The organism is Streptomyces sp. NPDC054883 (assembly GCF_053610645.1).
In genome coordinates this window covers 15,568-40,002 of record NZ_JBSGYT010000042.1, presented here as the reverse complement: position 1 = coordinate 40,002, position 24,435 = coordinate 15,568, and the positions used below count along the sequence as shown (strand labels likewise).

The 24,435-nt window shown below is 69.1% G+C and carries 28 protein-coding genes and 2 pseudogenes; 15 read left to right on the top strand and 15 right to left on the bottom strand.

The window, feature by feature from the left end; genetic code table 11:
* Positions 1-461: 461 nt before the first annotated feature.
* The 5 genes from ACWGH1_RS26480 to ACWGH1_RS26460 all read right to left on the bottom strand — a co-directional run bounded on the left by ACWGH1_RS26480 (position 462) and on the right by ACWGH1_RS26460 (position 5,503).
* Positions 462-1,061: a hypothetical protein gene (locus ACWGH1_RS26480; protein WP_453351512.1), complete on the bottom strand. Its 600-nt coding sequence runs from the start codon at positions 1,059-1,061 to the stop codon at positions 462-464.
* Positions 1,062-1,186: 125 nt separating this feature from the next.
* Entirely contained in the window at positions 1,187-3,394 is a 2,208-nt protein-coding gene (locus tag ACWGH1_RS26475; protein ID WP_453351513.1) for a hypothetical protein, read from the bottom strand.
* Between the two features lie 167 nt (positions 3,395-3,561).
* Positions 3,562-3,906, bottom strand: a complete 345-nt coding sequence (locus ACWGH1_RS26470; protein ID WP_453351514.1) for a helix-turn-helix domain-containing protein — start codon at positions 3,904-3,906, stop codon at positions 3,562-3,564.
* A gap of 4 nt (positions 3,907-3,910) precedes the next feature.
* Positions 3,911-5,068 carry a tyrosine-type recombinase/integrase gene (locus tag ACWGH1_RS26465; RefSeq protein WP_453351515.1) on the bottom strand — a complete coding sequence of 386 codons (1,158 nt, stop codon included), beginning with the start codon at positions 5,066-5,068 and terminating at the stop codon, positions 3,911-3,913.
* A 258-nt stretch (positions 5,069-5,326) separates the two neighbouring features.
* A complete protein-coding gene (locus ACWGH1_RS26460) occupies positions 5,327-5,503 on the bottom strand; it encodes a hypothetical protein (protein ID WP_453409060.1) in 177 nt (58 codons plus the stop codon).
* Positions 5,504-5,521: 18 nt separating this feature from the next.
* Here ACWGH1_RS26460 and ACWGH1_RS26455 point away from each other — a divergent pair, with 18 nt between their 5' ends.
* From ACWGH1_RS26455 to ACWGH1_RS26445, 3 genes are all read left to right on the top strand, one after another.
* Complete coding sequence (locus tag ACWGH1_RS26455; RefSeq protein ID WP_453351516.1) at positions 5,522-5,806, top strand: hypothetical protein; 285 nt, start codon at positions 5,522-5,524, stop codon at positions 5,804-5,806.
* The gene (locus tag ACWGH1_RS26450) at positions 5,803-6,129 is read left to right on the top strand and encodes a transposase family protein (RefSeq protein WP_453351517.1); all 327 of its coding nucleotides are present in this window, start codon (positions 5,803-5,805) and stop codon (positions 6,127-6,129) included. Before ACWGH1_RS26455 ends, ACWGH1_RS26450 begins: the two co-directional genes overlap by 4 nt.
* A 138-nt stretch (positions 6,130-6,267) precedes the next feature.
* Positions 6,268-7,071 carry an SMI1/KNR4 family protein gene (locus ACWGH1_RS26445; protein WP_453351518.1) on the top strand — a complete coding sequence of 268 codons (804 nt, stop codon included), beginning with the start codon at positions 6,268-6,270 and terminating at the stop codon, positions 7,069-7,071.
* A 486-nt stretch (positions 7,072-7,557) separates the two neighbouring features.
* Here the strand turns inward: ACWGH1_RS26445 and ACWGH1_RS26440 are convergent, their stop codons facing one another.
* Both ACWGH1_RS26440 and ACWGH1_RS26435 read right to left on the bottom strand, forming a co-directional pair.
* Positions 7,558-8,124 (bottom strand): TerD family protein, encoded by a 567-nt coding sequence (locus tag ACWGH1_RS26440; RefSeq protein WP_453351519.1) that lies wholly within the window; start codon positions 8,122-8,124, stop codon positions 7,558-7,560.
* A gap of 76 nt (positions 8,125-8,200) precedes the next feature.
* Positions 8,201-9,172, bottom strand: coding sequence for an LLM class flavin-dependent oxidoreductase (locus ACWGH1_RS26435; RefSeq protein ID WP_453351520.1), 972 nt, complete (start codon positions 9,170-9,172; stop codon positions 8,201-8,203).
* 479 nt (positions 9,173-9,651) lie between these two features.
* On the opposite strand from ACWGH1_RS26435, the gene ACWGH1_RS26430 reads away from it, so the two are divergent.
* Complete coding sequence (locus ACWGH1_RS26430; RefSeq protein WP_453351521.1) at positions 9,652-9,945, top strand: YciI family protein; 294 nt, start codon at positions 9,652-9,654, stop codon at positions 9,943-9,945.
* A 514-nt stretch (positions 9,946-10,459) separates the two neighbouring features.
* Here ACWGH1_RS26430 and ACWGH1_RS26425 read toward each other — a convergent pair.
* Positions 10,460-11,152, bottom strand: coding sequence for a FadR/GntR family transcriptional regulator (locus ACWGH1_RS26425; RefSeq protein ID WP_453351522.1), 693 nt, complete (start codon positions 11,150-11,152; stop codon positions 10,460-10,462).
* 151 nt (positions 11,153-11,303) lie between these two features.
* Between ACWGH1_RS26425 and ACWGH1_RS26420 the strand changes: the two genes are divergently transcribed.
* Both ACWGH1_RS26420 and ACWGH1_RS26415 read left to right on the top strand, forming a co-directional pair.
* Positions 11,304-13,085 (top strand): 2-isopropylmalate synthase, encoded by a 1,782-nt coding sequence (locus ACWGH1_RS26420; RefSeq protein WP_453351523.1) that lies wholly within the window; start codon positions 11,304-11,306, stop codon positions 13,083-13,085.
* Positions 13,037-13,353 (top strand): annotated as a pseudogene (locus ACWGH1_RS26415) (IS5/IS1182 family transposase); the annotation flags it as partial. The gene ACWGH1_RS26420 and the pseudogene ACWGH1_RS26415, both read left to right, overlap by 49 nt.
* A 413-nt stretch (positions 13,354-13,766) precedes the next feature.
* On the opposite strand, the gene ACWGH1_RS26410 reads toward ACWGH1_RS26415, so the two are convergent.
* The 3 genes from ACWGH1_RS26410 to ACWGH1_RS26400 form a co-directional block, all read right to left on the bottom strand.
* Positions 13,767-13,970: a hypothetical protein gene (locus tag ACWGH1_RS26410; RefSeq protein ID WP_453351524.1), complete on the bottom strand. Its 204-nt coding sequence runs from the start codon at positions 13,968-13,970 to the stop codon at positions 13,767-13,769.
* Positions 13,971-14,082: 112 nt separating this feature from the next.
* Complete coding sequence (locus tag ACWGH1_RS26405; RefSeq protein WP_453351525.1) at positions 14,083-14,466, bottom strand: DUF6233 domain-containing protein; 384 nt, start codon at positions 14,464-14,466, stop codon at positions 14,083-14,085.
* The gene (locus ACWGH1_RS26400) at positions 14,463-14,759 is read right to left on the bottom strand and encodes a hypothetical protein (protein WP_453351526.1); all 297 of its coding nucleotides are present in this window, start codon (positions 14,757-14,759) and stop codon (positions 14,463-14,465) included. The genes ACWGH1_RS26405 and ACWGH1_RS26400 overlap by 4 nt, the downstream gene beginning before the upstream one ends.
* A 200-nt stretch (positions 14,760-14,959) precedes the next feature.
* On the opposite strand from ACWGH1_RS26400, the gene ACWGH1_RS26395 reads away from it, so the two are divergent.
* Both ACWGH1_RS26395 and ku read left to right on the top strand, forming a co-directional pair.
* Positions 14,960-15,346: a hypothetical protein gene (locus ACWGH1_RS26395; RefSeq protein WP_453351527.1), complete on the top strand. Its 387-nt coding sequence runs from the start codon at positions 14,960-14,962 to the stop codon at positions 15,344-15,346.
* A gap of 215 nt (positions 15,347-15,561) precedes the next feature.
* Complete coding sequence (ku, locus tag ACWGH1_RS26390) at positions 15,562-16,482, top strand: non-homologous end joining protein Ku (RefSeq protein ID WP_453351528.1); 921 nt, start codon at positions 15,562-15,564, stop codon at positions 16,480-16,482.
* 441 nt (positions 16,483-16,923) lie between these two features.
* Here ku and ACWGH1_RS26385 read toward each other — a convergent pair whose 3' ends face one another.
* From ACWGH1_RS26385 to ACWGH1_RS26375, 3 genes are all read right to left on the bottom strand, one after another.
* Positions 16,924-17,178 carry a hypothetical protein gene (locus ACWGH1_RS26385; RefSeq protein ID WP_453351529.1) on the bottom strand — a complete coding sequence of 85 codons (255 nt, stop codon included), beginning with the start codon at positions 17,176-17,178 and terminating at the stop codon, positions 16,924-16,926.
* 397 nt (positions 17,179-17,575) lie between these two features.
* Entirely contained in the window at positions 17,576-18,145 is a 570-nt protein-coding gene (locus ACWGH1_RS26380) for a hypothetical protein (protein ID WP_453351530.1), read from the bottom strand.
* Between the two features lie 167 nt (positions 18,146-18,312).
* On the bottom strand, positions 18,313-18,552 hold the full coding sequence (locus ACWGH1_RS26375) for a hypothetical protein (RefSeq protein WP_453351531.1): 240 nt from the start codon (positions 18,550-18,552) through the stop codon (positions 18,313-18,315).
* A 430-nt stretch (positions 18,553-18,982) separates the two neighbouring features.
* Between ACWGH1_RS26375 and ACWGH1_RS26370 the strand changes: the two genes are divergently transcribed.
* The 5 genes and pseudogenes from ACWGH1_RS26370 to ACWGH1_RS26350 all read left to right on the top strand — a co-directional run bounded on the left by ACWGH1_RS26370 (position 18,983) and on the right by ACWGH1_RS26350 (position 21,966).
* On the top strand, positions 18,983-19,642 hold the full coding sequence (locus tag ACWGH1_RS26370) for a hypothetical protein (RefSeq protein ID WP_453351532.1): 660 nt from the start codon (positions 18,983-18,985) through the stop codon (positions 19,640-19,642).
* Between the two features lie 21 nt (positions 19,643-19,663).
* A pseudogene (locus ACWGH1_RS26365) lies at positions 19,664-19,927 on the top strand (HD domain-containing protein); the annotation flags it as partial.
* Positions 19,928-19,955: 28 nt separating this feature from the next.
* Complete coding sequence (locus ACWGH1_RS26360; RefSeq protein WP_453351541.1) at positions 19,956-20,375, top strand: SDR family NAD(P)-dependent oxidoreductase; 420 nt, start codon at positions 19,956-19,958, stop codon at positions 20,373-20,375.
* A 33-nt stretch (positions 20,376-20,408) separates the two neighbouring features.
* Entirely contained in the window at positions 20,409-20,846 is a 438-nt protein-coding gene (locus ACWGH1_RS26355; protein WP_453351533.1) for an NUDIX domain-containing protein, read from the top strand.
* 193 nt (positions 20,847-21,039) lie between these two features.
* A complete protein-coding gene (locus tag ACWGH1_RS26350; protein ID WP_453351534.1) occupies positions 21,040-21,966 on the top strand; it encodes a DUF6624 domain-containing protein in 927 nt (308 codons plus the stop codon).
* 197 nt (positions 21,967-22,163) lie between these two features.
* Here ACWGH1_RS26350 and ACWGH1_RS26345 read toward each other — a convergent pair whose 3' ends face one another.
* Positions 22,164-22,787: a TetR/AcrR family transcriptional regulator gene (locus tag ACWGH1_RS26345; protein WP_453351535.1), complete on the bottom strand. Its 624-nt coding sequence runs from the start codon at positions 22,785-22,787 to the stop codon at positions 22,164-22,166.
* A 69-nt stretch (positions 22,788-22,856) separates the two neighbouring features.
* Here ACWGH1_RS26345 and ACWGH1_RS26340 point away from each other — a divergent pair, with 69 nt between their 5' ends.
* Together ACWGH1_RS26340 and ACWGH1_RS26335 are read left to right on the top strand one after the other, a co-directional pair.
* On the top strand, positions 22,857-23,294 hold the full coding sequence (locus tag ACWGH1_RS26340; protein WP_453351536.1) for a hypothetical protein: 438 nt from the start codon (positions 22,857-22,859) through the stop codon (positions 23,292-23,294).
* A 127-nt stretch (positions 23,295-23,421) separates the two neighbouring features.
* Entirely contained in the window at positions 23,422-24,150 is a 729-nt protein-coding gene (locus tag ACWGH1_RS26335; RefSeq protein WP_453351537.1) for a hypothetical protein, read from the top strand.
* Positions 24,151-24,435: the final 285 nt, after the last annotated feature.

Here is a 24,435-nt window from a genome sequence, read left to right as displayed (position 1 = left end):
GGGCCTGCCTCCCGAACGCTGAGCGCGGGGTCGGCAGGGCAGACGCCAAACAGTCGCAGCGCGTCGGCCATCTGGGCGATCGTCGCCGAAGGGGCAAAGCCTGGGCGAGCGACGCAATCCCTCCGAGCACCTCCATAAGCTCCGCAGCCCGCCTTGCCGACCGAATCGGATGTGGAAGGACACCGGCTGCCTCACGGCCGCGGCCCCTCTGAGCGGTTGCCCGTTCCGTACCGGGGCCGCGTACGAACCCACAGCTCATCCGGGTGCCGTGTCCGGGAGGAGAGCCGGGTTCACCTCCCAGGCCGTACGAGAATCGGCGAACCCGCTGGATTCGGTTGGGGGCGACCACACACGTCGCTTGCACGCCGTTTAGGGCCACGGTGCGCAGGCGCAGCAGAGCGGCGATGCCTTCGGGGCTGCGCTGCCAGTAGCACAGAGCCCTCGGCGATCGCTCTGCTTCTTCACTTCCCAACTTTCCGGAGCCCGAATGCTCCCTTCACGTTGGCTGAACCTCCGCCCAGGATCCGTTGGGCAGCCGATTCCGACGACATCCCGTCAATGACCGCCAGGATCAAAGTCCCAACTCCGATGAAGGCGCTCACGAAAAAGAAGAGAATTCCCCAACTGCGGTAACTATCTAGATTGAATGCGATCATTCCCGAGACGGCGTAAGCAGAGCAAATAAGCACGAGAAAGATCACCTGAATTCCTAGAATGCTGAGATAGCGACGTTTATGCATGACATCGTTGTATGCCAGCTTGACCCCTTCGCCTTCCAGGGCCTCGTTGAGTTTATTCTGCAAGGTCTCGATGTAGACTCCAAGGGCCAACGCGTCACCAAACAACTGCATCATGAAGGCTAGGATGACGCACAATGCTGGGGGTGCGGCCAGCAGCATCACTTTCCCGTCGCCGCTTTTGGAGATGCCCGCCACTGCACCCAAGACCAAAACGGCCAACAGTCCGAACTGCCCAAAGCTTGTATTTTTAGCCTGAATGGCTGTTGCTGTTTGCTTCACTTCTTCAATGAGCATCTTTTCTTGGTCGCTGGTGAGTGTCATGAGTCATCGATACCCAGCGAAGGGCGGCAGACGAAGCGGGTGCAGGTAGTTCCCTCAGACGGCGGCACCGTTCGCACGTTTCAGGAACTCGGATGGATTTGGGCGCGTCAATGTACTGATACGTATCAACTACCCGAGTCGCTGTGAATGGTCCGCTCGGTCACGGCCCCGGTCCGAGAGCGGCGGGAACGGGGACCGGCGGGGTAGGCGGTGTGTAGGTATCTCACGGCGGTGCAGGCGCTGATGCCGAACTGGCGCATGAGGTGGACGGGGTCGGCCTTGTATTGGGCTTCGTCGAGGATGCGGTCGGCCCGCAGGGCGCCGACGGTGAGTTTGATCGCGCGGATCGGTTTGACGATGGCCTCGGTACTGACCGGTGGGTTGGTGTCGTCGGCGGAAGTTCGGCCGGTCACCAGAAGATGCGGGTTGGCCGTGGCGGGCCAGAGCCGGTGGCGCTCGGCGAGGTATGCCGTGGCCAGCGTTGAGGTGAGTTCGTCGAGGAAGACGATGTGGTCCGCGCGGCCGGGCCGCCGAACTGTGAGGCGCCCGGTGGTGCGGTTGAGGTCTTCGAGGAGGATACCCCGCTGGTCAGCCACGGACAGGGCGTGGACTGCTGCGAGCGCGAAGCAGAGCCGGGCGCGGGTCGTGGTCAGAGTGGCGAGGGCAGTGCGGAGCCGGTCGGTGGGGACCGGGATGGGAAGGGCGGTCGGGATGGAGACGGAGAGGGCGGTGGCCGGGTTGTGGAAAATGAGCCGTTCTCGTTTCAGGGCCCGGAACAGGGAGCGCAAGGCGGTGGCGCGGGAGTGGGCTGCTTCCCCCTGAACCGGCTTGACGGCTTCGTCTATATGGGTGCGCGTGATCGTGCGGAGGTCGTCGATGCCCTGACGGGCCCACTGGTCCAAGACCGGCTTCACGTTGCACAGGTAGTGGTAGATAGTGGAGGACGCCCTGCGACGGCCCGGACGGGTGCCGTGGCCCAGGAGTACCTCGATCCAGGTCAGGGCTGGTGCGCTGAAGTCTTCCGGGAGGGCTTGGGCGAGGTGCCGGGCGCGGGTGAGGTACCAGTCGGGCCGGGGTGCGGGGACGAGCATTCCGGCGGTGCGCAGGTAGTTGATGATGCGGCCGGCGCTGGCGCGGCGCAGGTGTGCGGCGGCGCGTACGTCGGCCTCGGGGATCGGGGCCTGGGCGCCGAGGTGCGCGACGATCACGTGGAGGGTGCGGTGGGCGGAGCTGTGGGCGTCGCGGCTCCAGCCTCGGTCGGTGATGTGGTGGGCGAACCCGTCGAGGAGGGCCTGGGCCTCGGGGGTCAGGGGCGGCAGCTTCGTCTCGTCCAGGCGCTCCCAGCTCCGGGTCAAGGTGAACAGAGCCTCCTGGCCTGGAAGGCTCTGGTGTGGGGAGGCCGTCTTGCCGTCTTGGTGGGTGCGGCGGGCGGTGCGGGCCCGGGCTTCCAGGCGTCGGTGCAGGGCCAGACCGCCGACAGTGGTCCGCATGCGCGGAGCGAGCGCTCCGCCGAGCCAGAGCTGGTCGCCGCCGTCCAGGGCGATGCCGTCGAGGTCCGTGGTGGTTTCGGCGAGCAGGAGCAGGCAGCGCCGGCAGTGACCGTCCCGCAGGGGCAGCAGGTCCGCGCAGCGTGTGCAGGATGCTGTTGCGGGATGTGTGGCGGCCCAGTTCAGGCAGTCGACGCACCGTTGGCCGGCCTGGTTCGTCCAGGCCAGGCATGTACGGCAGCTTCCCTGGCCGGAGCCCATCCAGCCCGGGACGAGTCGGATCCGCGGTCGAGCGAGCAGGCCAGCGCGGGCCAAGGCCTCGGTGATGGTCGGTCTCATCTGGGGAAGGTCGGCCAGCGCCTCGGGGCGTACGAGGTGTTCGTCGGGCGGGCGCGCGGCGAGGGCGAGGCGGGTGCCCTCCTCGGTGTGGAAATGCCAGCTCTCGCCGACCCGGCGTTCGGCGACCATCTCCCGCAGTACCACCAGCACCGCGGGCAGGCCGTCGATCTCGCGGCCGCGAATGAGCTTGCCGTGGCCAAGGGCGAAGGTCCGGGGCCACGGCGCGAACAGGCCGAGCTGCCCAGGTACTTGGACCTCGCAGACTCTCGGATCGTCGCGGGGCGGCGGCTTCCGGTCCCGGGCCCAGCGGGGCAGCTTCACCACGGTGGTGGGCTCGCCAGTCAGCCGCAGCGGCTGGGCCGCCGGAGGCCGTACCCCCTCAAGACGCAGCGACAGCTGTAGCGGGCGCCCGCGTGGCAGCTGGCGCCGTTCCAGCTCGGCCCACATCCACTCGTCGTCCTGGCCGAGGCGGACCGCGGCGCGGCACCCGCGGCAGGTCCCGTCCACGGCGAGAATGCCCGGCCAGCCGCACCGTCGGCAAGCCCCCTCCACGGCTTGCTTGCTTGGGCTGCGGGCCGCTGAGCATTCCGGGCAGTGCCCGCTGATCGTCACCGTTCCCCAGCTCGCGCAGAGCACGCATCCGCCCCGTTCGGGCCGGCGCCCGGCGGGCATGGTTAGTTCGGCGGCAGTGAGCGGCGCGCGCCGCCCCTGCCGCCCGCCTGCCTCGGCACCGGCCTGCCCCCACCGGCCGCCGGGGTGCTCTCGCCGACTGCCTGCGGGGCCCGCTCGGCCGCCTCCAGCCCGACGGGTTCGGCCTCCATGAGGTCCCCGACCGTGCCCTGCAGGGCGGTGCAGATCATGTCCAGGTCGTCCAGGCGCACGGTGAGCGGCTTGCTTGACCAGAGCGCGGCCACCTTGCTCAGCGACGGGGTGAATCCGACTTCCTCGAACGCGGTCTTCAGCTGGGTCGGTCGCCAGATGTCCCGCTTGGCAGCCACCCACCGCAGATTCCACTTCATATCTTCAGCTCTCCCAGCTCAGCCGACGCACCGCACGCCGCGACGATTCCAGACTGGCCCGCTCCGGATCGCCCTTCACGGTCGCCAGGTAGCCCACCGTCGTGGTCGGCCACTGATGTCCCAGCAACACCTGCACGTCCCACAGGGGCATCCCCGCCTCATAGTTGTGGGTGGCGCACGCGTGTCGCAGCAGGTGCGGGAAGAGCACCGTCACCGTCCCTGAAAGGTGACGGCGCGAGGCGGCCTTCAGCGTCCGTCGGAAGGTGTCCGGGTGCAGCGGCGGGGCGATCGCCACGTCCACGCCGAACGCCGACGGCAGCCTCTCCGAGGGGAACAGCGGGGCATACGGATCACTGGCGTCGTCCGGGAACTGCCCTCGGACCTCCTCGACGTACCACCACAGCAGCTGTCGCCCCTCGGTGAAGAGGAACGCCTGCCGCTCGCGCGGTCCGGATCCGCGCGCTCCCTTCCCACGGACCAAGTAGCGACCCCACTGGCCGCTGTCCCAGTGCACATCCCCCAGCCGCACCTGGCACAGCTCGGCCGCCCGTACCCCCGATACGTACGCGATCTTCGCCATCACGTAGTCCCGCACCGCGACCGGATACTTCCGCGCGAGAGCGAGTTCGTCCCGCCACGAGGCGAAGAACGCCGTCATCTCCTTCGCCGACGGCGGGATCCGAAGGCCGAAGTCGCCCCGGTGATGAGGCCGGTTGAACGCGTCGATCGGCGACTCCACCGCCGCCCCGAAACGGCGGAGCACCTCGCCGGCGTAGCGCTGTTCCAGGAACGCGAAGTACATGTCGATGCCGGTGATCTTCTTACGGACGGTCGCGTGACTGCGCTTGCCCGCGCCCGCGAAGTACTGGTCCAGCTCGCGCGGCGTCAGCCTCCAGGGCACCGTGTCGTAGAACGCGCACACCTCGATCACCGGCTGCACCAGCCTGCTCAAGGTCGAGGCGGCCAGGCCGGCGACGTCCCTCGCCCAGCAATACTCGGCGAGCGAGTCCTGGAACAGGTCGCGCTCGGCCTGCGGTGAGGAAGATGCCTCCGCCCGCCGCTGCAGCGTCAGAACATCGGCCAGCCCCTCCTCCGGCCCGCTGGCCGGAGGAGGGGCACCGATCACGGTGAAGCGGCGACTCCCGAAATCCGTCACAGCCACACAAATTACGAGAATAACTCCAGGAATCTACGAGTAAGTAGCGGAATCACACCAGATCGAGTGAAGAGCACTAGGACGGGCTTAACCAGCGTGAACAGGCACAACAGGTCGGCGCACACCTCCGCGGGAACCTGTCGGGACTCCAGTCGCATGCTCGCCACGATGGCGCGCGATCCGCTGCCGCGTGCCCCACTCGCGCACCGACCCGCTCGGTGCGGTGCGACGCGCGGCCGGGAAACGGGTACGGCGGTCGTCAGCTCACTCTTGGAACGCCGCGCTGTGAACGGCGGCGGCCGGGTGGCCGCGGACGTGCAGGATCTCGACCGGATTGGATACGTGGCGAAGAAGGGTCGCCTGCACTGAAAGATCTGCTCCCGCTGACGCAAGCTCCCGCCCGGCCGGATCGCCCTCATCGTCCTCGCGGTCCTGCGCCACGACCAGCGACTTTCCGACATGGCGGGCGGCAACGACGTCTCCGCCTGCACCGTGCGCCGCTGGCTGCTGGAAGTGATCGGCCTGCTCGCCGCGCGGGCCCCGCGGCTAGACCGGACGCTGATGAAAATCGCCCGGAAGGGTTGCGTCGTTGTGTTGCTCGACGGCACCCTCATCCGTACTCGCAGGCGAACCGGGGATGCCAACCGGCCGAACTACAGCGGGAAGCACAAGGCCCACGGCCTGCTGTTTCTCGCCCTAACCGACGAGCGCGGCAACCTGGACCAGGCTGCTCCAGCGAGGTGACCACCGCCCGGCACAACAAGATCACCGCCAAGGTGCGGGAGGCCGGCATCGGGGCGCCGACGGACCTCGGCTTCACCGGCCTGGACGACGAAGCCGACGACCCCGTGATCATCACCGGCCGCAAAACGACCCGAGGCCATCCCCTCAGCACCGCTCAGAAGGAGGCGAACAAGCTGATCAGCCGCGAGCGCGCGGCGAACGAGCACGGCTTCGCCGACCTGAAGAACTGGCGGATCCTCACCAAGGTCCGCATGAACGCCCGACACGCGACCACGCTCCTGCGGGCCCTCCTCGTGCTGACGAATGCCGAGGTCAAACGGTGACGGGCGATCACCCAATGCCGCGAAGTTAAGGCGTCGTGACCGGCGCGATACCCCAGTCTCGGCCCACGCCAGCGCCATAGCCTGCAGCTTTAGGTTGGACGATGCCTATTGTCAGCGCGGTGCGCTTCACTGTCCGCCATGGAGCTCACGCAAGCGACCGTCAACGACCTGCTGGCCCAGCTTGGCCCGGGGGACGGCTACATCTACCTGCCCAGCGACCTGAACCCGCAGGACCTGACCAACCTACTCAACAACAGGTACGGCGCCCCGCGCACCCTCGTCCTCGACGGCTTCACCGATCCGACGGTCGACGAGTCCAGGGGCGCGGCTCTCCTCGTCCCCTTCGAGGACCGGGCGGTGAAGATACGGGCGTGGGCGTATGGGGATCAGTGGGTGGGCACGGGTACGGCGCGGGACGCCGAAGGGGCCGAGCGGCCGGTGTTAGTGGTCGCCCGCAGGGAAGTGTCAGAACCCTTGGCGGTCGCTCCGGATGAGGACGAGGACGTCGACTGGATGGAGCGGCTCAGACAAATCATCGGCTGGACACAGCCCGCTCAGCGGCCGGACGTGGACTGGGCGGAGGTGGAGTCACGCCTGGGCACCGCGCTGCCGAGCGACTACAAGCGCATGGTCGAGACGTTCGGCACGGGCGCCTTCGACGGATATCTGGACCTGAATCAGGAGCCGTGGACGGACCTCAGAAGGGACGGTCTGCTCATCTGGGCGGGCACTGAGCACGAGGACCTGTACTGCTGGAGGGCCGACGGTGACGACCCCGACCGTTGGCCCGTCGTGGTCCGGTCCTTTGACAACAAGGACGTCCCCTTTGACTGCCAGGCCGCGGAGTTCGTCTGCCGCATCCTCATCGACCCGCACCACCCATTCACGATGGCCCGCTATTTCGACACCCACTGGTTCATGAACTACCGGGAAAGCGGCTGACCGAACCCCGCCGCCAACGGCCCCGGCTCTCCTCGGAGCCTATGAGGCACTCCGGACCCGGCATCGCGATTCCGGCGAACCGGCAACGCGCCGGATGATCACCTGCTACCGATCACGCCTACGACCGGCACGAGCATCTCAGCCCCCGCTCACGCCAGCCGTGACCAGCGAATTCAGGTGGAACAACGCTCATTGAACCGGGCGGCGGGGGTCGAAGCCGTAGCGGCGGGCGAAGGCCGGCCACCTCGGGTCGCCGCTCTTGCCCTCGGTCGCCGGGAGCCCCTACGCGCGCACCTGCTCGTAGGCGAGCAGCACCCAATTCACCGAGCTCCAGCAGCCGGAACAGCAGGAGGGCGCCGCTCTCGCCGACCTGGCACGGCTGCTCCGGAAAGGGCGACAGGCCTACGAGGCGACGGAGATCCTGGCCCTGCAGGACCAGATGGTGCGGGTGCTACCCGCCTGTGCCATGGCGGTGGTTGTCGCCGATCACCTGGTCCTTGCGCAGCCGGAGGAGAGCGCGGAGCCAGCGGAGGGGAAGGCACAGCGGGAGCTGCTGACCGCACAAGGCGCCAGGCCGGAAGCGTAACCCTGCCCCACCGCGCGGAACTTCCACCCACCGCCCCGCCGGTACAGCTCGCCGAGCAGGAACGCCGTCTCGGAGTCGGCGTCGGTGGCGTCGAACCTCGCCGCCTCGGCACCGCTCTCCGCGTCCAGTACGCGTACGAACAGACCGGGCACTCGGCCGAACGTGCCGTCGGTGGAGGCCGCGACCACCACGGTCGTGATGTCCTGCTCCACCGCCGACAACGTCACGCTGATCGTCTCGACGACGCTCTCGCCGTCCTGTCGCCTGCCCTCGTGGCTCGCGGCGCCGCTGCGGTGGGCGGGCTGGTTGTAGAACACGAAGTCGACGTCCGACCGCACCTTTCCGGCAGCGGTCAGCAGCAGGGCCGACACGTCGACGTCCGGAGTTCCGGGGCGCTCCTGCCATCCCACCTCCACCCGCACCGAGGTGTGTTCCACCGGCACATTGGCGCCTTTTCGTAAGCCCATGCGCGCCCCCCCTTCCGCGACTGCCCCCGACGTCCGCAGCGTACGAGGTCTTCCCGCCCGTCTCGGTACTTCTCGCTCAGCCGCAGCGCTTCCTGATCATTTCGTAGGAGCGCAGGCGGTCGCCGAGGTCGTGCACGGGCGTGGTCAGCATCAGCTCGTCCGCGCCGGTCTCGCGCGCCAGTCGGTCGAGCCGGCGTACGACTGTCTCCGGGGCCCCGACGGCCTGCTGTGCCCGGAAGCCGGCCAGCACCGCTCGCTCCTCCTCCGTGAACGGGTGGGTGGCGGCCTGCGCGGGGGTCGGGAAGGGCATGTCGCTCACCCCCTTGAGGAGCCCGGCCTTGACGACGGCCATGGGCCCCGTCCGCCGCACGGCCTCCTCGTCGGTTTCCGCGCACACCGCCTCGACGCACAACAACACCCGGGGCCGCTCGCACCAACGGGACGGGGTGAACTCCGCCCGGTAACGCTCGAGTACCGCAAGGGTGTTGTCGGGTCGGATGTGGTGGGCCACGGCCACCGGCAGGCCGAGCGCCGCGGCGAGGGCGGCGCCTGCGGTGCTGGAGGCGAGCAGCCACGGCTCCGGCAGCGGGTCGAGGGCGACTTCGCCCACCAGGAAGGAGAGGACCGAGGCCACGTCGCTCCCGTACTCCGCGTCGGTCGTCGGTCCGGCGCCGCGGCGCAGCGCCCGCGCGGTGGCCTCGTCGAAAGTTCCGGGGCCACGGCCGATGCCCAGGTCGATACGGCCCCCGTGCAGGGCGGCCAGGGTCCCGAACTGCTCCGCCAGCATGATGGGGGCGTGGTTGGGTGCCAGCACCCCGCCAGAGCCGAGACGGATGACTGAGGTCGTGGCGGCGGCGTGCGCGATCAGCACGACCGGCGGGAACGCGCCGATCGCGGGCGAGTGGTGGTGCTCGGCGTACCAGAGCCGGTGGTAGCCGAGCCGTTCGAGTCCCTGTGCGAAGGCCGTGGTGTCCCGCAGCGTGTCCACGGCGCGGGTGTCCGTCTGGACCATCGCGACTTCCAGTGCTGAAAGAGGTATGTCGAGCATGTCGTCAGCATAGGGATCATGGTCGCGTCCACGAGACGGCCGACCGTGGTGGAGGTGGGGCCGTCCTTCCAGGAGGTGTCGGCCTGGAGGCGGCCCAGGTGCGCGCCGAGGAGTGCGGGGCCGCCCTGGTCGCGGATCCGGTCCATGCGGGCCGCGAGCAGGGGCCAGGGACGGGAGCCGACCAGGAGACCGACCTGCGTCGCGGGTAGCACGTCCTTGACGAGTCCGACGATCGCGGCGTGTGCGAGCGACTTGACGCCGAGCTGTTCCAGCGCCTTCGCGCGGTCGCCGAGGTCCAGGTTCCGGGGCACGCTCAAACCCTCGGTCAGCAGGCCCCAGGAACGCTTCGCATCCGTTCCCGGCACAGCCACCGGCTGACACCCAACCGCTGCCACCACCCCCCACACTCACACAGGGTCTGTCTCCTGGATCATGGAATGTGATCGCGGCAGTACTTGGTGTTCCGCTACGGTCCGTTCATGTTCGTTGTCACAGTGACCTACACGGCACCGCCGGATGAAGTGGACCGATGGAGACCAGCCCACGGCGACTGGTTGAACCAGCTCATATCCCGGCAATTGCTTCTGGTGGCCGGGCGCCAGGTGCCTCTGGTCGGTGGCGTTTACCTCGCCCCCCGGATGCCCGCCGAAGAACTTGACCGGCTTCTCGCCACCGATCCGTATGTCCTCAAGGGTGTCGCCGCGCACAGCGTTGTGGAGTTCACCCCGCTGCTGGTCGCGGCCGGCTTGGAGGACCTCAAGTCCCTGGGGTGAGCAAATTCTGCATGCTACGAGTGGAGCCAGATGAGGAGTGCGGCGCCCGAGGGCCGTCCGCCTCGTGAACCCCGACGCGGACGTACGGCCTTGTGGTCCTTCTTCTCGGGGATCACATGCCGGAGGCCTCGCTGGCGGAGGTAGGCGCGCGCGGACCTTGCTGTATGTCTCGTCGGCACTCACGCTGTCCTGCGTGCGACGAGGACGGCCAGGTGCCCGGCGGGGAACGCGGATTTTCCCCATGACCGATTCGAACTGGGTGCAGCCCACCCGTTGGCCTTCTCCTGCACCCGAACGGCCATCGCAGCGATCTCCGGAGGCCGCCCTTGCTCCCAACTGGGCTGGTGAGCGGGGTGAGCACACCCATCGGGAGTGGGTCCGGCTGCAGGGCCCACCCCGAGCCCACGCGCGTGGCGCGGAAGATCAGTATCATCGTCGACATCCGACCGCATGAGCGATGAGGCGTACGCCATGGCGCGAGCCGCCTGCCCGCTGATGAGGCCCGACCCGGGGCTCAGGGGGTCGACTGGAGAAGCGCCAGCGTCGACTCCAGTTCCTGGCGGGTCAGCCGTGCGGCCTCCTCCGCCTCGCCGGCCTCCACCGCCCGCACCACGTCGGCGTGGGCGTCCTCGCCGTGCCGGAGGTCGGTGCCGCGCAGCCCGAGCAGGTCCAGGAGTTCGATCAGGCCCTCGCGGAGCACCGGCGCGAACTCCGCGAACAGGTCGGTCAGGACGGGGTTGCGCGCCGCGGCCACGACCGCCGCGTGCAGGGCGATGTCGGCGTCGACGAAACCCGCGTCGTCGCACTCGGCGGCCTTGCGCCGGCCGTCCAGCGCCTTCCGCATCGCCGTCACGTCCCCCTCGGTCCGGCGCTGCGCCGCGAGGCGGGCCGCCTCGACCTCCACCAGCATCCGCACCTCGTACACATCCGTCACCGCCGCCCTGCGCAGCCGGGCCGGCCAGTCCTCCGTCGGCCGGGTCGCGGTGACGAAGACGCCCGCTCCCTGCCGGGGCTGGACGAGCCCGGCGCCCGCCAGGGCACGCAGCGCCTCGCGGACCGTGGAACGCCCCACACCCAGCTCCTTGGCGAGCGTCGTCTCGCCGGGGAGCTTCGTGCCGACCGGCCAGTGGCCCCCGACGATCTGCTCGCGCAGCCGCTCGGCGGCCTGTTCGACCAGAGGGCTGGGACGGAGGGCACCGAGCGGCACGGGATCACCTGCTTCTCTGATGTCCGGAGTCTCCGAGGCTCCGGATCGCGGGCGCGTCCGCCGGATGCCGGAGGCGCTCGCCGAGAAATCTACCGCAACTTGCCTGAGGAGCACTTGTCTGAGGAGCTGAGGAGTGGTTACGGTACCGGCCATGATCCGCAATCCCCAGCGCCCCGGCCCCATGCCGTACCACCGCTACCGCCCGTTCCAGGACCGCGTCCACGTCCCCGAGTTCGACCGCCTCTGGCCCTCCGCCCGGCTGGAGCGCCCCCCGCTCTGGGTGCCCGTCGACCTCCGCGACGGCAACCAGGCCCTCGCCGAGCCCATGGACACGGACCGCAAGCACCGCTTCTTCGAGCTGCTCGTCCGCACGGGCTTCAAGGAGATCGAGGTCGGCTACCCCTCCGCCAGCCGCGCCGACTTCGACTTCGTCCGCCACCTCGCCGGACTCGTCGGTTCCGGTGGCTTCCCCGAGGACGTCACCCCGGTCGTCTTCACGCCGGCCCGCCCCGAACTCATCGAGCGCACCTTCGCCGCCCTCGACGGCCTGCCCCGCGCAGTCGTCCACCTCTACATCGCGACCTCGCCGGTCTGGCGCGACACCGTCCTCGGCCGCGACCGCGCCGAGGTCCGGCGCACCGTCCACGAGGCCGCCACTCTCATGGCGCGGCTCGCCGAGACCCGCCCCGACACCGACATCCGCTTCCAGTTCTCCCCGGAAACCTTCAACCTCACCGAACCCGACTACGTCCTGGAGCTATGCGACGGCCTCACCGCGCTCTGGGACGCCAGCCCCGACCGGCCGGTCACCCACAACCTGCCCGCCACCGTCGAGATCTCCACCCCCAACGTGTACGCCGACCAGATCGAGTACATGCACCGCCACCTCGCCCGCCGCGACGCGGTGATCCTCTCCGTGCACCCCCACAACGACCGCGGCACCGGCGTGGCCTGCGCCGAACTCGCCGTCCTCGCCGGGGCCCAGCGCGTCGAGGGCTGCCTCTTCGGCAACGGCGAACGCACCGGCAACGTCGATCTGGTGACCCTCGCCCTCAACCTCTACGCCCAGGGCGTCGATCCCATGCTCGACCTCTCCGACATCGACGCCGTCCGCGACGTCGTCGAGTACTGCAACCGACTCCCCGTCCACCCCCGCCATCCCTACGCGGGCGACCTCGTGCACACGGCCTTCTCCGGCACCCACCAGGACGCCATCAGCAAGGGGCTCGCGCGGCACGCCAAGGACGCCGCCGAGGCCGGGATCCCGCCGGAGCTCGCCCCCTGGAACGTGCCCTACCTGCCCCTGGACCCCGCCGACCTCGGCCGGGGCTACGAGGCCGTCATCCGCGTCAATTCCCAGTCGGGGAAGGGCGGAGTCGCCCATCTGCTCCGCACCCACCACGGCCTCGACCTGCCGGAGCGCATGCGCCCTGATGTCTCCCGGGCCGTCCAGGAGGTGACCGACGAAAGCGGACGCGAGGCATCCCCCGGCGACCTCCACGCGCTCTTCCGCACGGCCTACCTGGAGCCCGGCCGGGGCGCGGGCCCCGTGGCCCTGGAATCCTGGAGCACCGCCCACGACGCCGGCCACGACGCCGGAACCGACGTGGACACCGAAACCGCCGACTTCACCGGCCACGGCCACCGCTTCGCCTGCGTCCTGCGCGTCGGCGACCGCACCGTACCGGCCGACGGCAAGGGCAACGGGCCGCTCTCCGCCCTGGCCGACGCCTTCACGCGCGCCGGAATCCCCGTCGACGTCCTCGACTTCGCCGAGCACGCGGTCACCACCGGCAGCGCGGGAGAGGCCGCGGCCTACGTCGAGTGCAGGGTGGGGGGCCGTACCGTCTGGGGAGCGGGCCAGGACACCTCCGTCCTCACGGCCTCCGTACAGGCCGTCCTCTCCGCAGTGAACCGGGCGTACGAAGCGTGAGGCGGCTCCCCGGTCCGGCCGCGCCGCCGCGGACTCTGTACACGCGTTTCCGCAGGTGGGCGCTGGATGGGACGTTCACTCGGATGTTGGCCGCGGTCCAGGCGGAGAAGGACGCGACCGGTGACATCGACTGGCTGGTGTCGGTCGACTCCACGGTCGCGCGGGCTCATCAGCATGCCGCGGGCGCCCGTAAAAAGGGGCAGGGCAGGGGGACGAAATATGTGATCACGCCCTCGGGCGATCCCGAGGCGGACTGACCACGAAACTCAGGTTCACCACGTCAGCCAGCAGCGTTCGCCGATCGCTCGATGCTCGGTTCTCCGAGAAGATCAGCACCCACGCTCGCTCCGCCCGCCAGATCAAGGCCCCCGGCCGCAGTGCCGCGTCATCTTCACGACTACGCGGCCGCGGCCCGCTCGCGTGACGCGGCGTGCGGGCCGTCCGCTCCTTCTACCGGTGGGCCGAGACGCCCGGGCCCGCCGGACCGGCTGGCCCTCTCACAGGTGACCGCCGCGCCTCAATCACACCTGACGCACTCGATGGCATCGTGGCCCCCGGAGCCCGCCTGGAGGCCCTTCGCACGTCGTCCCAGGCGGGCCTCAGACGCGTCGCGAGAGCGGGCCCGCGCCGCTGGGGTGGACGGCGCCGTGTGACGGCTACGCGATCCGGTGGTCCGACCCCTCAGGCGTCCGGCCACCGCTTGAGGGAGCGCTCGCTGCCATCGGGTCGCTGCTCGACCAGCGTGATCACGACGCCGGTGCTGGGGACGCCGTAGAGGCCGAACCACTCGACCCACTTCCGGGCCGCAGGCGGCTCGGACTCCCAGTAGCCGGTCACGCGCGGGCCTCCGGGAGCGAACTGGATGGCGGTGATGAACGGCGGCACGGCGGGCTCCTGGTCGGCGCAGGCGAGTTGGGGTCTGGTGGCGGGTGGCCCCGGCCGGAACCTCGGCCTTCGGGTCCTCGACCGCGATCGTGGTGTCAGCATGCCGTCGCGGTCACCGCCGGCGGGCCGGGGGCCGCTCAGCGCTTCCGCTGTGATCGCACGGGCCCCTAGCCGGGCATGCCGAGGGAGGCGTCCGGGAGCAGTAGGGGCAAGGGTCGACGCCGTCGGCCAGCATGCGGCGGGCCTGGTCGCGATTGATGGGCTTGCCCTTGCCCATTCCGCATATGCCGACGTGGACGAGTAGGGCCCGCCGCCCGGCGGCCGTCCGTATGGCCTCGACCTTCCAGTCCAGAGGGGGCAAAGGGGGCAGACGACTCTCCTCCTCCGTCAGGGCTGCCTCCAGGCCGCGGATGGTCTGCTCGACCTGGTGCTGCTGCCAGGCCAGCCACGCCTGGACGGCTCGCCACCGCTCCAGCCGCTCCCGTATCCCGGTCACGAGGATCGTCTCCCCGGATCGGAAACGGTGAAGGCACCGTCGACGTAGCGCACAACCAGCTCCCGCTCGCCCCCAGGCGCGGTCTCGGCCGCGCGTCGCAGCTCGACCCGCCGCACCGCGTTGTACCCGCCGGCTCGCCAGTACGGATGCGCGCTGATCTCGCACGACATCCTGATCAGCTCGCGCCGTAGCTCCGCTCCGCCGCGGACGGGTCCGACGGCGAGCAGGTTGTATGTGCGGGTCCACCGCTGCTGGAGCCGGATCAAGTCGTCGGGGAAGGGGAAGCGCCTCATCCACTTAGTAAAACAGGTGTTCGATTTATTGAGCGAGTCCGGCGCCCCCCGACGCGAGCCTCGGTGTGACTGAGCGTCGTAGTTGGCCACCGAGCGCTCTAGTTGGCCGGAGCCGCGCAGAGCGGCCGGGCTCGACCGGTAACGCGCGAGTCCGGGAAATGGAGGTGCCGGCTCCTGACCTGCACAGGCAGGATCTCTCCATGTCGACCGACGTGAGCGGAATGATCGAATGCCGGCCAGGGGCCCGCCTATGGGGCCCCGACGACGAGGACTCTGTATGGGAGGTCGGCATCGATCTCTTCCTCCTCAACAGGGGCAACGCCTACGACGGCCTGGCCTGCCTCTTCGGAATCCGGAACTCCTACGGCTTCCGGCCCCTGGCGGAAGATCGTGGCTTCCCGGACGACGCCTCGGATGGGCTGCGAGCTGAGCTCGCTGGCTACGGCGGCCCCCCCGATGTGCACGGGACCACCTGGCTGACCTGGGCCGAGCTGGACACCACGGACTGGCAGGAAACCAACGCCTCAGGCACACGAACCCGCGCCGCACTGGGGCCAGGTCTGGAGCGTCATGCGCATCCTCAGTGAAATCCACGGAGCCGAGAACGTGCGTCTCGTCGTCTGGTTCCACTGACTCGCGGCTGAGCAAGCGGTTGGCCAAGCTGGCCAACTACGACGCTCAGTCACACTCGGGTGGCGCGCCACCGAAGGTGCGGAGGGTGCACCCGACCGGCCTTCTGGGGCCGCGGGGGAAGGGAATGTGGTGCGAGTCTGGAGATGAGAGGTTCATCGGGAGGTGAAAAATGCGCCCCATTTGGTCCGGTGCGATCAGTTTTGGACTAGTTACGATCCCGATCAAGGTCTATCCCGCAACGGAATCGCATTCGATCTCGTTCCGGCAGTTCCACACGGCCGACGGAGGACGGGTCCGCTACCGGAAGGTCTGCGAAGTGGACGGCCGGGAGCTCGATCAATCCGAGATCACCCGCGGTTACGAGACGGCCACCGGAACTCTGATCCCGATCTCCGACGAAGACCTCGACAGCCTGCCGCTGCCGACGGCGAAGGCAATCGAGATCGTCGCTTTCGTAGCCACGGAATCCATCGACCCCCTCCAGATCGGCGCCTCCTACTACCTCGCCGCCGAAGGTGTCGCCGCCAAGCCGTACGAGTTGTTGCGCCAGGCGCTCCAGCGCAGCAGCAAGGTCGCCGTCGCCAAATTCGCCATGCGCGACCGGGAGCGGCTGGGCCTTCTCCGCGTCCGAGACGACGTGATCATGCTGCACGCCATGAGGTGGCCCGACGAGATCCGCTCCGCCTCCCAGGTCGACGTGCCGGACGCAGCCGTTACCGACGAGGAGATCGACGCGGCGGTCGCCCTCGCGGACAGCCTCTCCGGGATGGACGTCAGTGAGCTCCATGACGAGTACCAGGAGGCACTGGAGACGCTGATCCAGGCCACGGCCGCCGGGACCCGCCCGGAGCCGGTGACCGCCCCCGAACCCACCCGTTCCGCCGAGGTCGTCGACCTGATGGCGATGCTGGAGCAGTCGGTGAGCGACGCCAAAGCCGCCCGCGGCGACAACAACGACCAGGACGCCACGGTGCATGATCTGCCCGCCGCGAAGAAGACCTCGAAGAAGACCGCACCGGCCAAGGCCACCGACAAGAAGGCCACACCGGCGAAAAAGGCGACCACCGGCCGCAAGCCTCGCAGCGCCTGACCTCCAGGTGTCCCCGTCAGGGCGATCTCCTGTGCGCAACCGTGCCGCACGCCGGTGCAGCACCGGTTGGTCTGCCATGAAGAAGAACGCCCACCTGACTGCCCTGGCACTCGCGGGAAGCCTCGTTCTGGCAGGGGCCGGTCCGGCGGCCGCCGACTCCAGCGCCTGCACACACCACATGTCCGGGCCCCAGGTCTGCATCCGTCTGAAAGGCCTCAACAGCTGGAACGCGGCGACAGCGATCTGGACAAACCCCCCGCGGGGCGTGAACTCACGGGAGGTCTACCTCTACATCAACGGCCGCCGCGAGTTCACCGCCACAGCTACCCGAGTGGGCAAGACCCTCAGCCACAGCTGGGACTCCATGCCGGGCCTGAACAAGTACTGCGTGCGATTCCAGGGCAGTGAGCGAATGGCGTGCCAATTCCGCTCCGTCGGCGCTTACGGCAGGTCAGCGGGCGGCGGCCCAGGCTCCGGCTCGTATACGTGCGGCCCGTCACCCTGCCACTCGACCAGCGGAGACTCGCCGAGGACTAGCTCGTCCGGGTCGGGGACCTCGATCCGCCGCAGGAACTCAATCACGTCCGCGTCGCTGTACGCCGTTCCCAGGATCGTGTCTGTACCGCGCACGTGGAACGTCACGCGGCGGCCACCGCTCGGGGAGATCCGGTGCACAACGATTGGCGCTCGCTCCATTCCCCCAGGGTGCGGCGGCCAGGCCAGTCCAGCACCCCGAGGCGCCGCGCCTGGGGGAGAGAACCGCCGCCAGCCGTGGCGCTGACCGCCTGCGGCTGGACGGTGCGGTGCGCTACCGTCCGGCCATGACGACGCCGTTCGCGACCGGCCCCGATCATCCGGCGTGCGGGATCTGTCCGGCGACGAGGCTCCCTCGCGAAGGATTCGTGGTCTACGACCGTCCCAGCCGTGAGTGTCCGTTCAATGCGGCCGACGGCCACCGGTACACCGCCGACGGCACCCCGGCCTGTGTCCACCCCGACAAGGTCGGGCTGGAGCCAGACCGGATCGCGCCGCCGCCGGAGCCGTTCGTCGTGCCTGCGGAACCGGTCCGGCGGCGGTGGTGGAGGGCGGGACGTTAGGCGGCGGCGAAGTCGATGCCGTGCTCGCGCCCGGCACGGTCCAGGCCGATGCTCGCGTACCGCGCGGTGAGGATGTCGACCCGGCGGTCGACTTCATCCTTGGTGAGCCAGTACCGGGTGGGGGGCTCGCCCCAGACGAGCCGGTAGGCGTGGTGGGTGAAGTCCCCGTCGCTGTAGTCGGTGTGTTCCTGGTCGGTCTGGTGGATGAGCTGGAAGCCGGTGCGTGCCGCGATCCGGGCGAACAGCTGCGGTTGGGCGATCATCGCGTGGGTCATCTCGTCCACGGGGACCGCCACGGCGACCTCGGCCAGGTGCTCGTCGCCGGTCAGGTCGAAGACGGCCGCCTTGAGCGAGAGGGCGCGCAGGCCTTCGGTGAACAGCGGGCCTTTGTCGGCGTCCGGGTTCCAGCGCTCGATGACGGGGAACCCGGTGAAGCACTGCCAGTCGGAGGAGTACTCCAGCGTGGCGGTCTCGAACGCGCTGAACTCCTCGTCGGTGACGATCGCGGCCAGGATCTCCTTCGCCCGATGGGCGGTCTGTGCGGGGGTGGGCATGCTCGAACTCACAGTGGACTCCTCGACGAGATGGTCGTGCGGTGCCCCGCCGGGCCCCTGGTGGGCCGGTGCGGTCCGTGCCCCGTACGCCCGGGGGATCGGTGTCGCGCCCCAGGCGTACGGGAGTGATGGCCGGCCGCGGCAGGTGACCCGGGGGCCACCTGCGCCGGCCAGGTGCTTCACCTCACGCGCTCCACGTCCCGTATCAGCGCCTTGACCTCGCGGCCCGACGGCAGGCGCGCCCACAGGTAGGCGAGGGCGGCATCGACCCCGTCCCAGCCGGAACCGACCTGCACCACCGTCCCGGTGAAGTGCACGGCAGTCTCCCGTCCCCGGTCGGCGGGCTCGACGTACGAGATGCCGGTGACGGTGTCGCCGACCTCGCACGGGGCGTTGCGGCGGCGAGCCATGGTGCTCACCGCCCGCTCCCTGAGCCGTCGGCGACGTCGTCTTGGACTTCGGGGACAGGCTCGGGGGGTCGGTCACAGCAAGCCTGCCTCTCTGACCGGGCGCGTGAAGGCGATGTTCAACAGCTGGCCGGCACCCGTGCTGTCAGCCAGTGGAAGCGGCCCTTCGGGGAAACCCCGGACCGATTCCACGGGTTGACCGCACGGACACCCGTGGTGCAGTAGGACTGACTGCGGGTACGAGTTCGGGTAGCGGCCCCGCCCAAGGGAGCGTCGATGACCGCCACACACACCGCCCGGCCACGTTCGGATTCATCAGCGGTTTCGTGCTGCGCACCGCCCGGGAGTCGATCCCTGCGACCCAGCAGGGCCTCGCCGAGAAGCTCACCGTGGACCTGGCCACCGTGCAGGGAGGGAGTCCGGCCGCCGCCCGCTGGCCGACATGAAGGCCGGGGCCCTGACCGGCATGCGCCGCCACCTGGCCGTCCTCGGCGCCGACCAGAGCGTTCTCGCGCTCCTGGACGCCGCGATGGACGCCGACCGGATCGTGGCTGCCTGCCTGGCCTCCTACGACCGCACCCCCCAAGCACGGGCGTGGACCGCGCAGGCCCTCAACGCCCGCCGCGACGCCCTGGCCCGCCACGGCTGGACCCCCCAATGGGCCGAAGCCCGATCCACCGCCGCCGCCCTGGCCCGCCTCGGCGACCCGATCCCGCTGTGGGACTTCATCGAGCGGGCCATAGCCGACAACGACGACGGCGAAGCCGCGAACCTGAACTACTGGGCGTACTGGCTCGGAGTCTCCCGCCAGCCACAGGCAGACGACACGTTCATGCGCGACCGCGCCCTCACCGGCTGGGACCCCGTAGCCCTGCTGCGCGCCCTCGCCGACGGCATGCACCTCGCCCCCGGTTACGTCGACCTGTACGCCCACTCGCTGTGGGCGCTGCTGACCGCCCACCCCTGGCTCCCCCGCGCCCTGCCCGAGCTCGCCGCATCCCTGGACACCCGTACGGAAAGGCTTCTGGGAGACGGCGTGATCTCCCAGAGATCCAAACGCGAACTCGGCGCCCTCCATTACGTTTTACGACAGCACACATGATCCGAACCGGAGGTCCATCACATGGCAGACGAGACGGCGAATGCGCAGGGCACGGCCGGGTTCCTCTTCGAGATGGGCGTCCTGGAGAACGCGAAGCGCGCCGGCTGGTGGTTCACCGGGAACAACAACCCCGAATCGATCGCCGAGCACTCCTTCCGCGTCGGAATCATCGGCTCCGTCCTGGCCATGATGGAAGGCGCCGACGCGGGCAAGGTCGCCCTGATGTGCCTGTTCCACGACACCCAGGAGACCCGGATCGGGGACATCCCCCACATCGGCCGCCGATGAGGAGGTTTGGGCCGAGGCGCTCGACATCAACCTCACCGCGCACTACCGCACCTGCCGGGCCTTCACCCCGACCATGATCGAGCGCGGCTGGGGCCGGATCATCAACGTCTCCTCCGTCAACGCCCGCATCGGCCGAGCCGGCCTGACCGCCTACAGCACCGCCAAGGCCGGAATCCTCGGCCTCACCCCGTCGCTGGCCAGGGAACTTGGCCCGCACGGCATCACCGTGAACACTGTCCTCCCGGGGGCGATCCAGGTCCCCGCCGAGAACGACCTCCCCGCACACCACCGCCCCCGGCCTGAGGACCAGATCGCCCGCCAATGCGTCCCCCGCCGCGGCCAGCCCGAGGACGTCGCCGCCGCCATCACCTTCCTCGCCAACCCCAACGCATCGTTCATCACCGCCCAGTCGTTGACCATCGACGGCGGCTGGATGCCCCACTGACCCAAGACCGACCACCACCAGGGAGACCAGCTCATGAAGCAGCGCGTCCGCGCCATCCTGCTCACCACCGCCAGCACCATGCTCGTCATCAACCGCATCCGCCCCGGCATTCCCCCGTACCAGGTCCTCGTCGGTGGCGGCGTCGAGCCCGAGGACGCCGACCTGGAAGCCGCTCTGCTAAGGGAAATCCGCGAGGAGATCGCCGGCGAAGCCGTCGACCTGCACCCGTTCAGCCAGCTGGAGAACGACAAGGGCGAGACCGAGCACTTCTACACCGCCCAGATCGTCGTCTGGAACTTCGACGACCGCACCGGCCCGGAGTTCGCGCGCGACGACCGCGGCGAGTACCTGCTCGAGGAGGTCTCGCTCACCGCTGAAGCCGTCGAGGCACTGAACCTCATGCCGCCCCAGATCAAGGACGCGCTGCTCGACGCGATCCGCGCGGGAAGCCTCACCGTCCCCGTGGCGTAGCCAGCCGCCCCCTGCTCGAACTGGCCAGCTTCCTCGCCGACCCGAAGGTCGCAATGGGCACGGTGAGATTTGCCCGGAAGTCGATCGTCTGAGGCCGCCTGGTCCGAGAATCGGGTGCATGGGTGATTCGGTGATACATGAGACGGCGAGTTGCTATGCATTCGCGCGGTTCGGCCGGGAGTGGCGGCTGTGCGTGATTGGACATCCGCGCCTCGGGGGCGAACTCGTCCCGGGTGGGCACATCGAGGATGGTGAGGACGCGCTCACAGCGGCGGCGCGCGAGGTGCTCAAGGAGACGGGGCACCGGGTCCGCCTGTTGCCGCCACCGCTTTCCGAGTGGTATCCGCACCCGGCGGCCCCGTCGGTGTGGCATGTGGTGTCGATGCCGGCTGCCGCGGACAGCCGCTGCGATCGGCGTCATGTGCACCGGGACCACATCGTCGTCGGTGTCGTCGACCGACCGCTCGCTGCGCACGGTACGCCCGAGCACACGTCCCACTGGGTGGAGCGCAGCGCGCTGGACCGGCTCGACCTTCCCGAGGACAGGCGGCTGCTGGCCGCGGAGCTGTTCGGGGTGATCGACCGTGCGGCGGCTCTGAGGCCCCGGCCGCCGGTCGACGAGGTCCTGGGTGCGGAGTTGCTCCGACGCCAGGAGGAGGATCAGGCGGTCCGGCTGGTGCCGGTGGCCGCGCGGACGCCGGAGCTGATGGAGCGGTGGAGGGCCGTGGACGAGGCGAACACCGCGTGGCTGGGTGAGTTGATCACCGCGCGCGGGTGGCCGGGCGAAGCGCTCGTCGGGCGGCGGGCCGCCGGGGCTGCCTGGCTGCTCGCCCAGCACGCCGACCGGAGGCCCGACTTCCAGCAGGAGTGCCTGGAGCTGCTCGCGGCCGCTGTGACGGCGGGCGACGCCGATCCCCAGCACGGCGCTCTGCTGGAGGACCGGGTGCTGCTCGCCCAGGGTCAGCGGCAGGTCTTCGGTACTCAGCTGACGCAGGGCCCGGACGGGACACTCGTCCCCCACCCCGTTCGAAACCCGGACGAGGTCGAGGCGCTGCGCGCCATGTGGGGGTTCGAGCCTCTGGAGGCGTACATCGGGCAGGTCTCGGCCGGCATCCGGTAGCGCGGCCGGGGCGGCCTGCGGTCCGGACTGCTGGGTCGGCAGCACCTTCTTCGGCTGCGGGTGCGCGAACGGGGGAGGCCTCGCCCACGAGGGCAGCGAGGCCTCGCTCGACACCCGATCAGCGAAGGGCGCGGGGCCCATACAGGGCCGCCGGCTGGTTGGTCATCAGGGCCCAGTACCGGTCGCCGTAGTGACCATCACGAAGCGTCCACATCGTGATCGATGAGGGACATATCAGATGCCAAGGCGCAGGCGGCGGCGGCGAAGTACTGCTCGTCGGCACCATGCGCGAGGCCGAGGGTGACGCCCTGGCTGAGGCCGACGAACAGGGCCCTGAGTGCGGTGGCCAGGCGTTGTGCCTGGCGCGGCTTTACGACGCTCCCGTTGTGCGACCTTCCCGTGAACAGCGCGATCAGGTGGTCCTCCTGCGATCGGATGGACGTGGCGAGTTGGGACCCCAGGTCTGGGTCGTGCAGGGCCATGTCCAGCAAGGTGATCTGGAGCGCCAGGCGAGAATGCGCATCGGGAGCGTCACAACTACGCCGGTAGTACCGGGCGAAGGCATCGACCGCTTCGAGCAGATCCAGCCCGGAGGGAACCGCCTGCTCGACCTCTTCGTAGTGCGGCCGCAGGTAGTCGGCGACCAAGGCGACCACCAGGCCGTTCTTGCTCCCGAACAGTGAGTAGATGGCGCCGGTGGTCAGGTCGGCCCGTTCGGCGATCTCCTCAAGCTTGGCCCCGTGCCCGTCTCGGGAGACGACCCGGAACGCAGCATCCAGCAAGGCGCGGCGGTTGCGTTCCTTGGTCTCTGCTCTCGTCATCCTCATAGAGCGATTATTGCCGTAATCTTGTTATTGAACCAGTCGGGACGAACTCAGGGAGGAACGCTCATGGCCCAGGTCGTGACACCGTCAGTGACACGCCGGACGGTGGGGATCATCGCCGATGGCGTCTTCAAGGTGTTACTCGCTGCTGTCTATATCTTCGGCGCTGCCCCGCTCGGTCGTCTGCTCGGCGTGCCCGCCTGGCTGTTGGTTGTCTCTGGCGTGGCCTTGCTGATCGGTGGTGGGATCGAGATCGGGTATGTACGAAGCCGCCCGGTGCGCACTTACATGCGGCTCATAGTTGCCTACGACGGCGGCTGGGTGCTGGCGGCCGTTGCCGGCCTCCTGATGGGGTGGCAGGGCAGCAGCGCCGGGGGTGAGGTGTGGATCGGGTACCAGACAGCCGCCCCCGTCGTGCTGGCCGCACTGCTGGTGGCCGCCAACCCCACGCAGACTGCCTCGGGCACTCGCACAGAGGACCCCACCCAGCGACGGCAGGCTTGATCGCCACTGATCCCGGCGGAGACCAGCACCCCTCAGCTTTCCAGCTCAACCGGTCCCCCGAAGGGGAATAGTGCACGGTCGGAATAACCCCCTCCCGCCAGTACTGCAGGAGATCGAACGGAACTCCGTGGTCCAGCACTTCGGCTCTCCGGCCCTCGCCTCGCGGAAGGTCAAGCACGACGAATCCCGGCCCCGCCTCAAGTGGTGGATCACCGAGCCGGTCGCACAGGCCGTGGCGGTCGCCGAACGCCTGTCCTGGCACGACAGCCACATCTTCGCCACCCTGGCCCCACCCAGCGGGTTCCTGCCGGAAGGAACCCGTGGCCGGGCCGGGTTTGACGCGTTCCGCGACATCGACTTCTTCATCGAGAACATCAACAGGACGCTGGACCGGACCGGGCTGGAAGCCATCCCCGAGGGCCTGGTGAGGCCGCACATGTTCCGCAGAACCATGGCGATCATCACCGCCCAGCAGCCTGACGGGGAGATTGCGCTCGGAATCCAGCTCAAGCACGCTGCCCGCCGGGCCCTGGCCAACCAGGTCACCGCCGGCTACGGCCAGATCGATCAGAACTGGCGCAAAGAGTTCGACAACCAGCTCGAGCTGGCCGCAGCCCGCAAGCTCGTCGAGCTCCTCAAAGCCCGCCGACAGGGCGAGCTGGTCGCCATCGGCCCCGGCGCCGCCCGACTGCACGCGGGCCTGGACAAGGTCATCACGACCATGGACAGTGACCCGCACCTCCAGGCCCAGATCGCGGACGAACGGATGCAGGCCAGCCTGCTGCGGGACGAGTTCACCCAGCTGCACTTGGAGGGCGCATCCTGTGCTTCGCATGGCATGGAGCAGTTCCCGTAATGGCCGAGACATGCGTGGCCGGTCGCTAGGCATGGGGCATCTGTACCAGTGAGCACTGACAGCGCCCACTCATCTCTGCTCGAGGTGGTCAACTTTCGATGGCAATCCCTAGGGGAATCGCTGTCACGGGAACTTCAAGCACCCGGCGCTTGCACGGCGCAGATGTTGCATGACTGAGCGAGGTTGCCGAGGCTTCTTAAGGCGATACGGTAAAGAATCGGCAATGGATCACACGGGCTGTTGAGACACCTCGGCCTCCGACAGCAGGACCATTCGCATGGGTCG

Coding starts and splice junctions, on each gene's coding strand:
- ACWGH1_RS26480 (WP_453351512.1), bottom strand. CDS start 1,061: ATGACACTCACCAGCGACCAAGAAAAGATGCTCATTGAAGAAGTGAAG.
- ACWGH1_RS26470 (WP_453351514.1), bottom strand. CDS start 3,906: ATGAAGTGGAATCTGCGGTGGGTGGCTGCCAAGCGGGACATCTGGCGA.
- ACWGH1_RS26455 (WP_453351516.1), top strand. CDS start 5,522: ATGGCGGGCGGCAACGACGTCTCCGCCTGCACCGTGCGCCGCTGGCTG.
- ACWGH1_RS26445 (WP_453351518.1), top strand. CDS start 6,268: ATGGAGCTCACGCAAGCGACCGTCAACGACCTGCTGGCCCAGCTTGGC.
- ACWGH1_RS26440 (WP_453351519.1), bottom strand. CDS start 8,124: ATGGGCTTACGAAAAGGCGCCAATGTGCCGGTGGAACACACCTCGGTG.
- ACWGH1_RS26435 (WP_453351520.1), bottom strand. CDS start 9,172: ATGCTCGACATACCTCTTTCAGCACTGGAAGTCGCGATGGTCCAGACG.
- ACWGH1_RS26430 (WP_453351521.1), top strand. CDS start 9,652: ATGTTCGTTGTCACAGTGACCTACACGGCACCGCCGGATGAAGTGGAC.
- ACWGH1_RS26420 (WP_453351523.1), top strand. CDS start 11,304: ATGATCCGCAATCCCCAGCGCCCCGGCCCCATGCCGTACCACCGCTAC.
- ACWGH1_RS26400 (WP_453351526.1), bottom strand. CDS start 14,759: ATGAGGCGCTTCCCCTTCCCCGACGACTTGATCCGGCTCCAGCAGCGG.
- ACWGH1_RS26395 (WP_453351527.1), top strand. CDS start 14,960: ATGTCGACCGACGTGAGCGGAATGATCGAATGCCGGCCAGGGGCCCGC.
- ku (WP_453351528.1), top strand. CDS start 15,562: ATGCGCCCCATTTGGTCCGGTGCGATCAGTTTTGGACTAGTTACGATC.
- ACWGH1_RS26385 (WP_453351529.1), bottom strand. CDS start 17,178: ATGGAGCGAGCGCCAATCGTTGTGCACCGGATCTCCCCGAGCGGTGGC.
- ACWGH1_RS26370 (WP_453351532.1), top strand. CDS start 18,983: ATGAAGGCCGGGGCCCTGACCGGCATGCGCCGCCACCTGGCCGTCCTC.
- ACWGH1_RS26355 (WP_453351533.1), top strand. CDS start 20,409: ATGAAGCAGCGCGTCCGCGCCATCCTGCTCACCACCGCCAGCACCATG.
- ACWGH1_RS26345 (WP_453351535.1), bottom strand. CDS start 22,787: ATGACGAGAGCAGAGACCAAGGAACGCAACCGCCGCGCCTTGCTGGAT.
- ACWGH1_RS26340 (WP_453351536.1), top strand. CDS start 22,857: ATGGCCCAGGTCGTGACACCGTCAGTGACACGCCGGACGGTGGGGATC.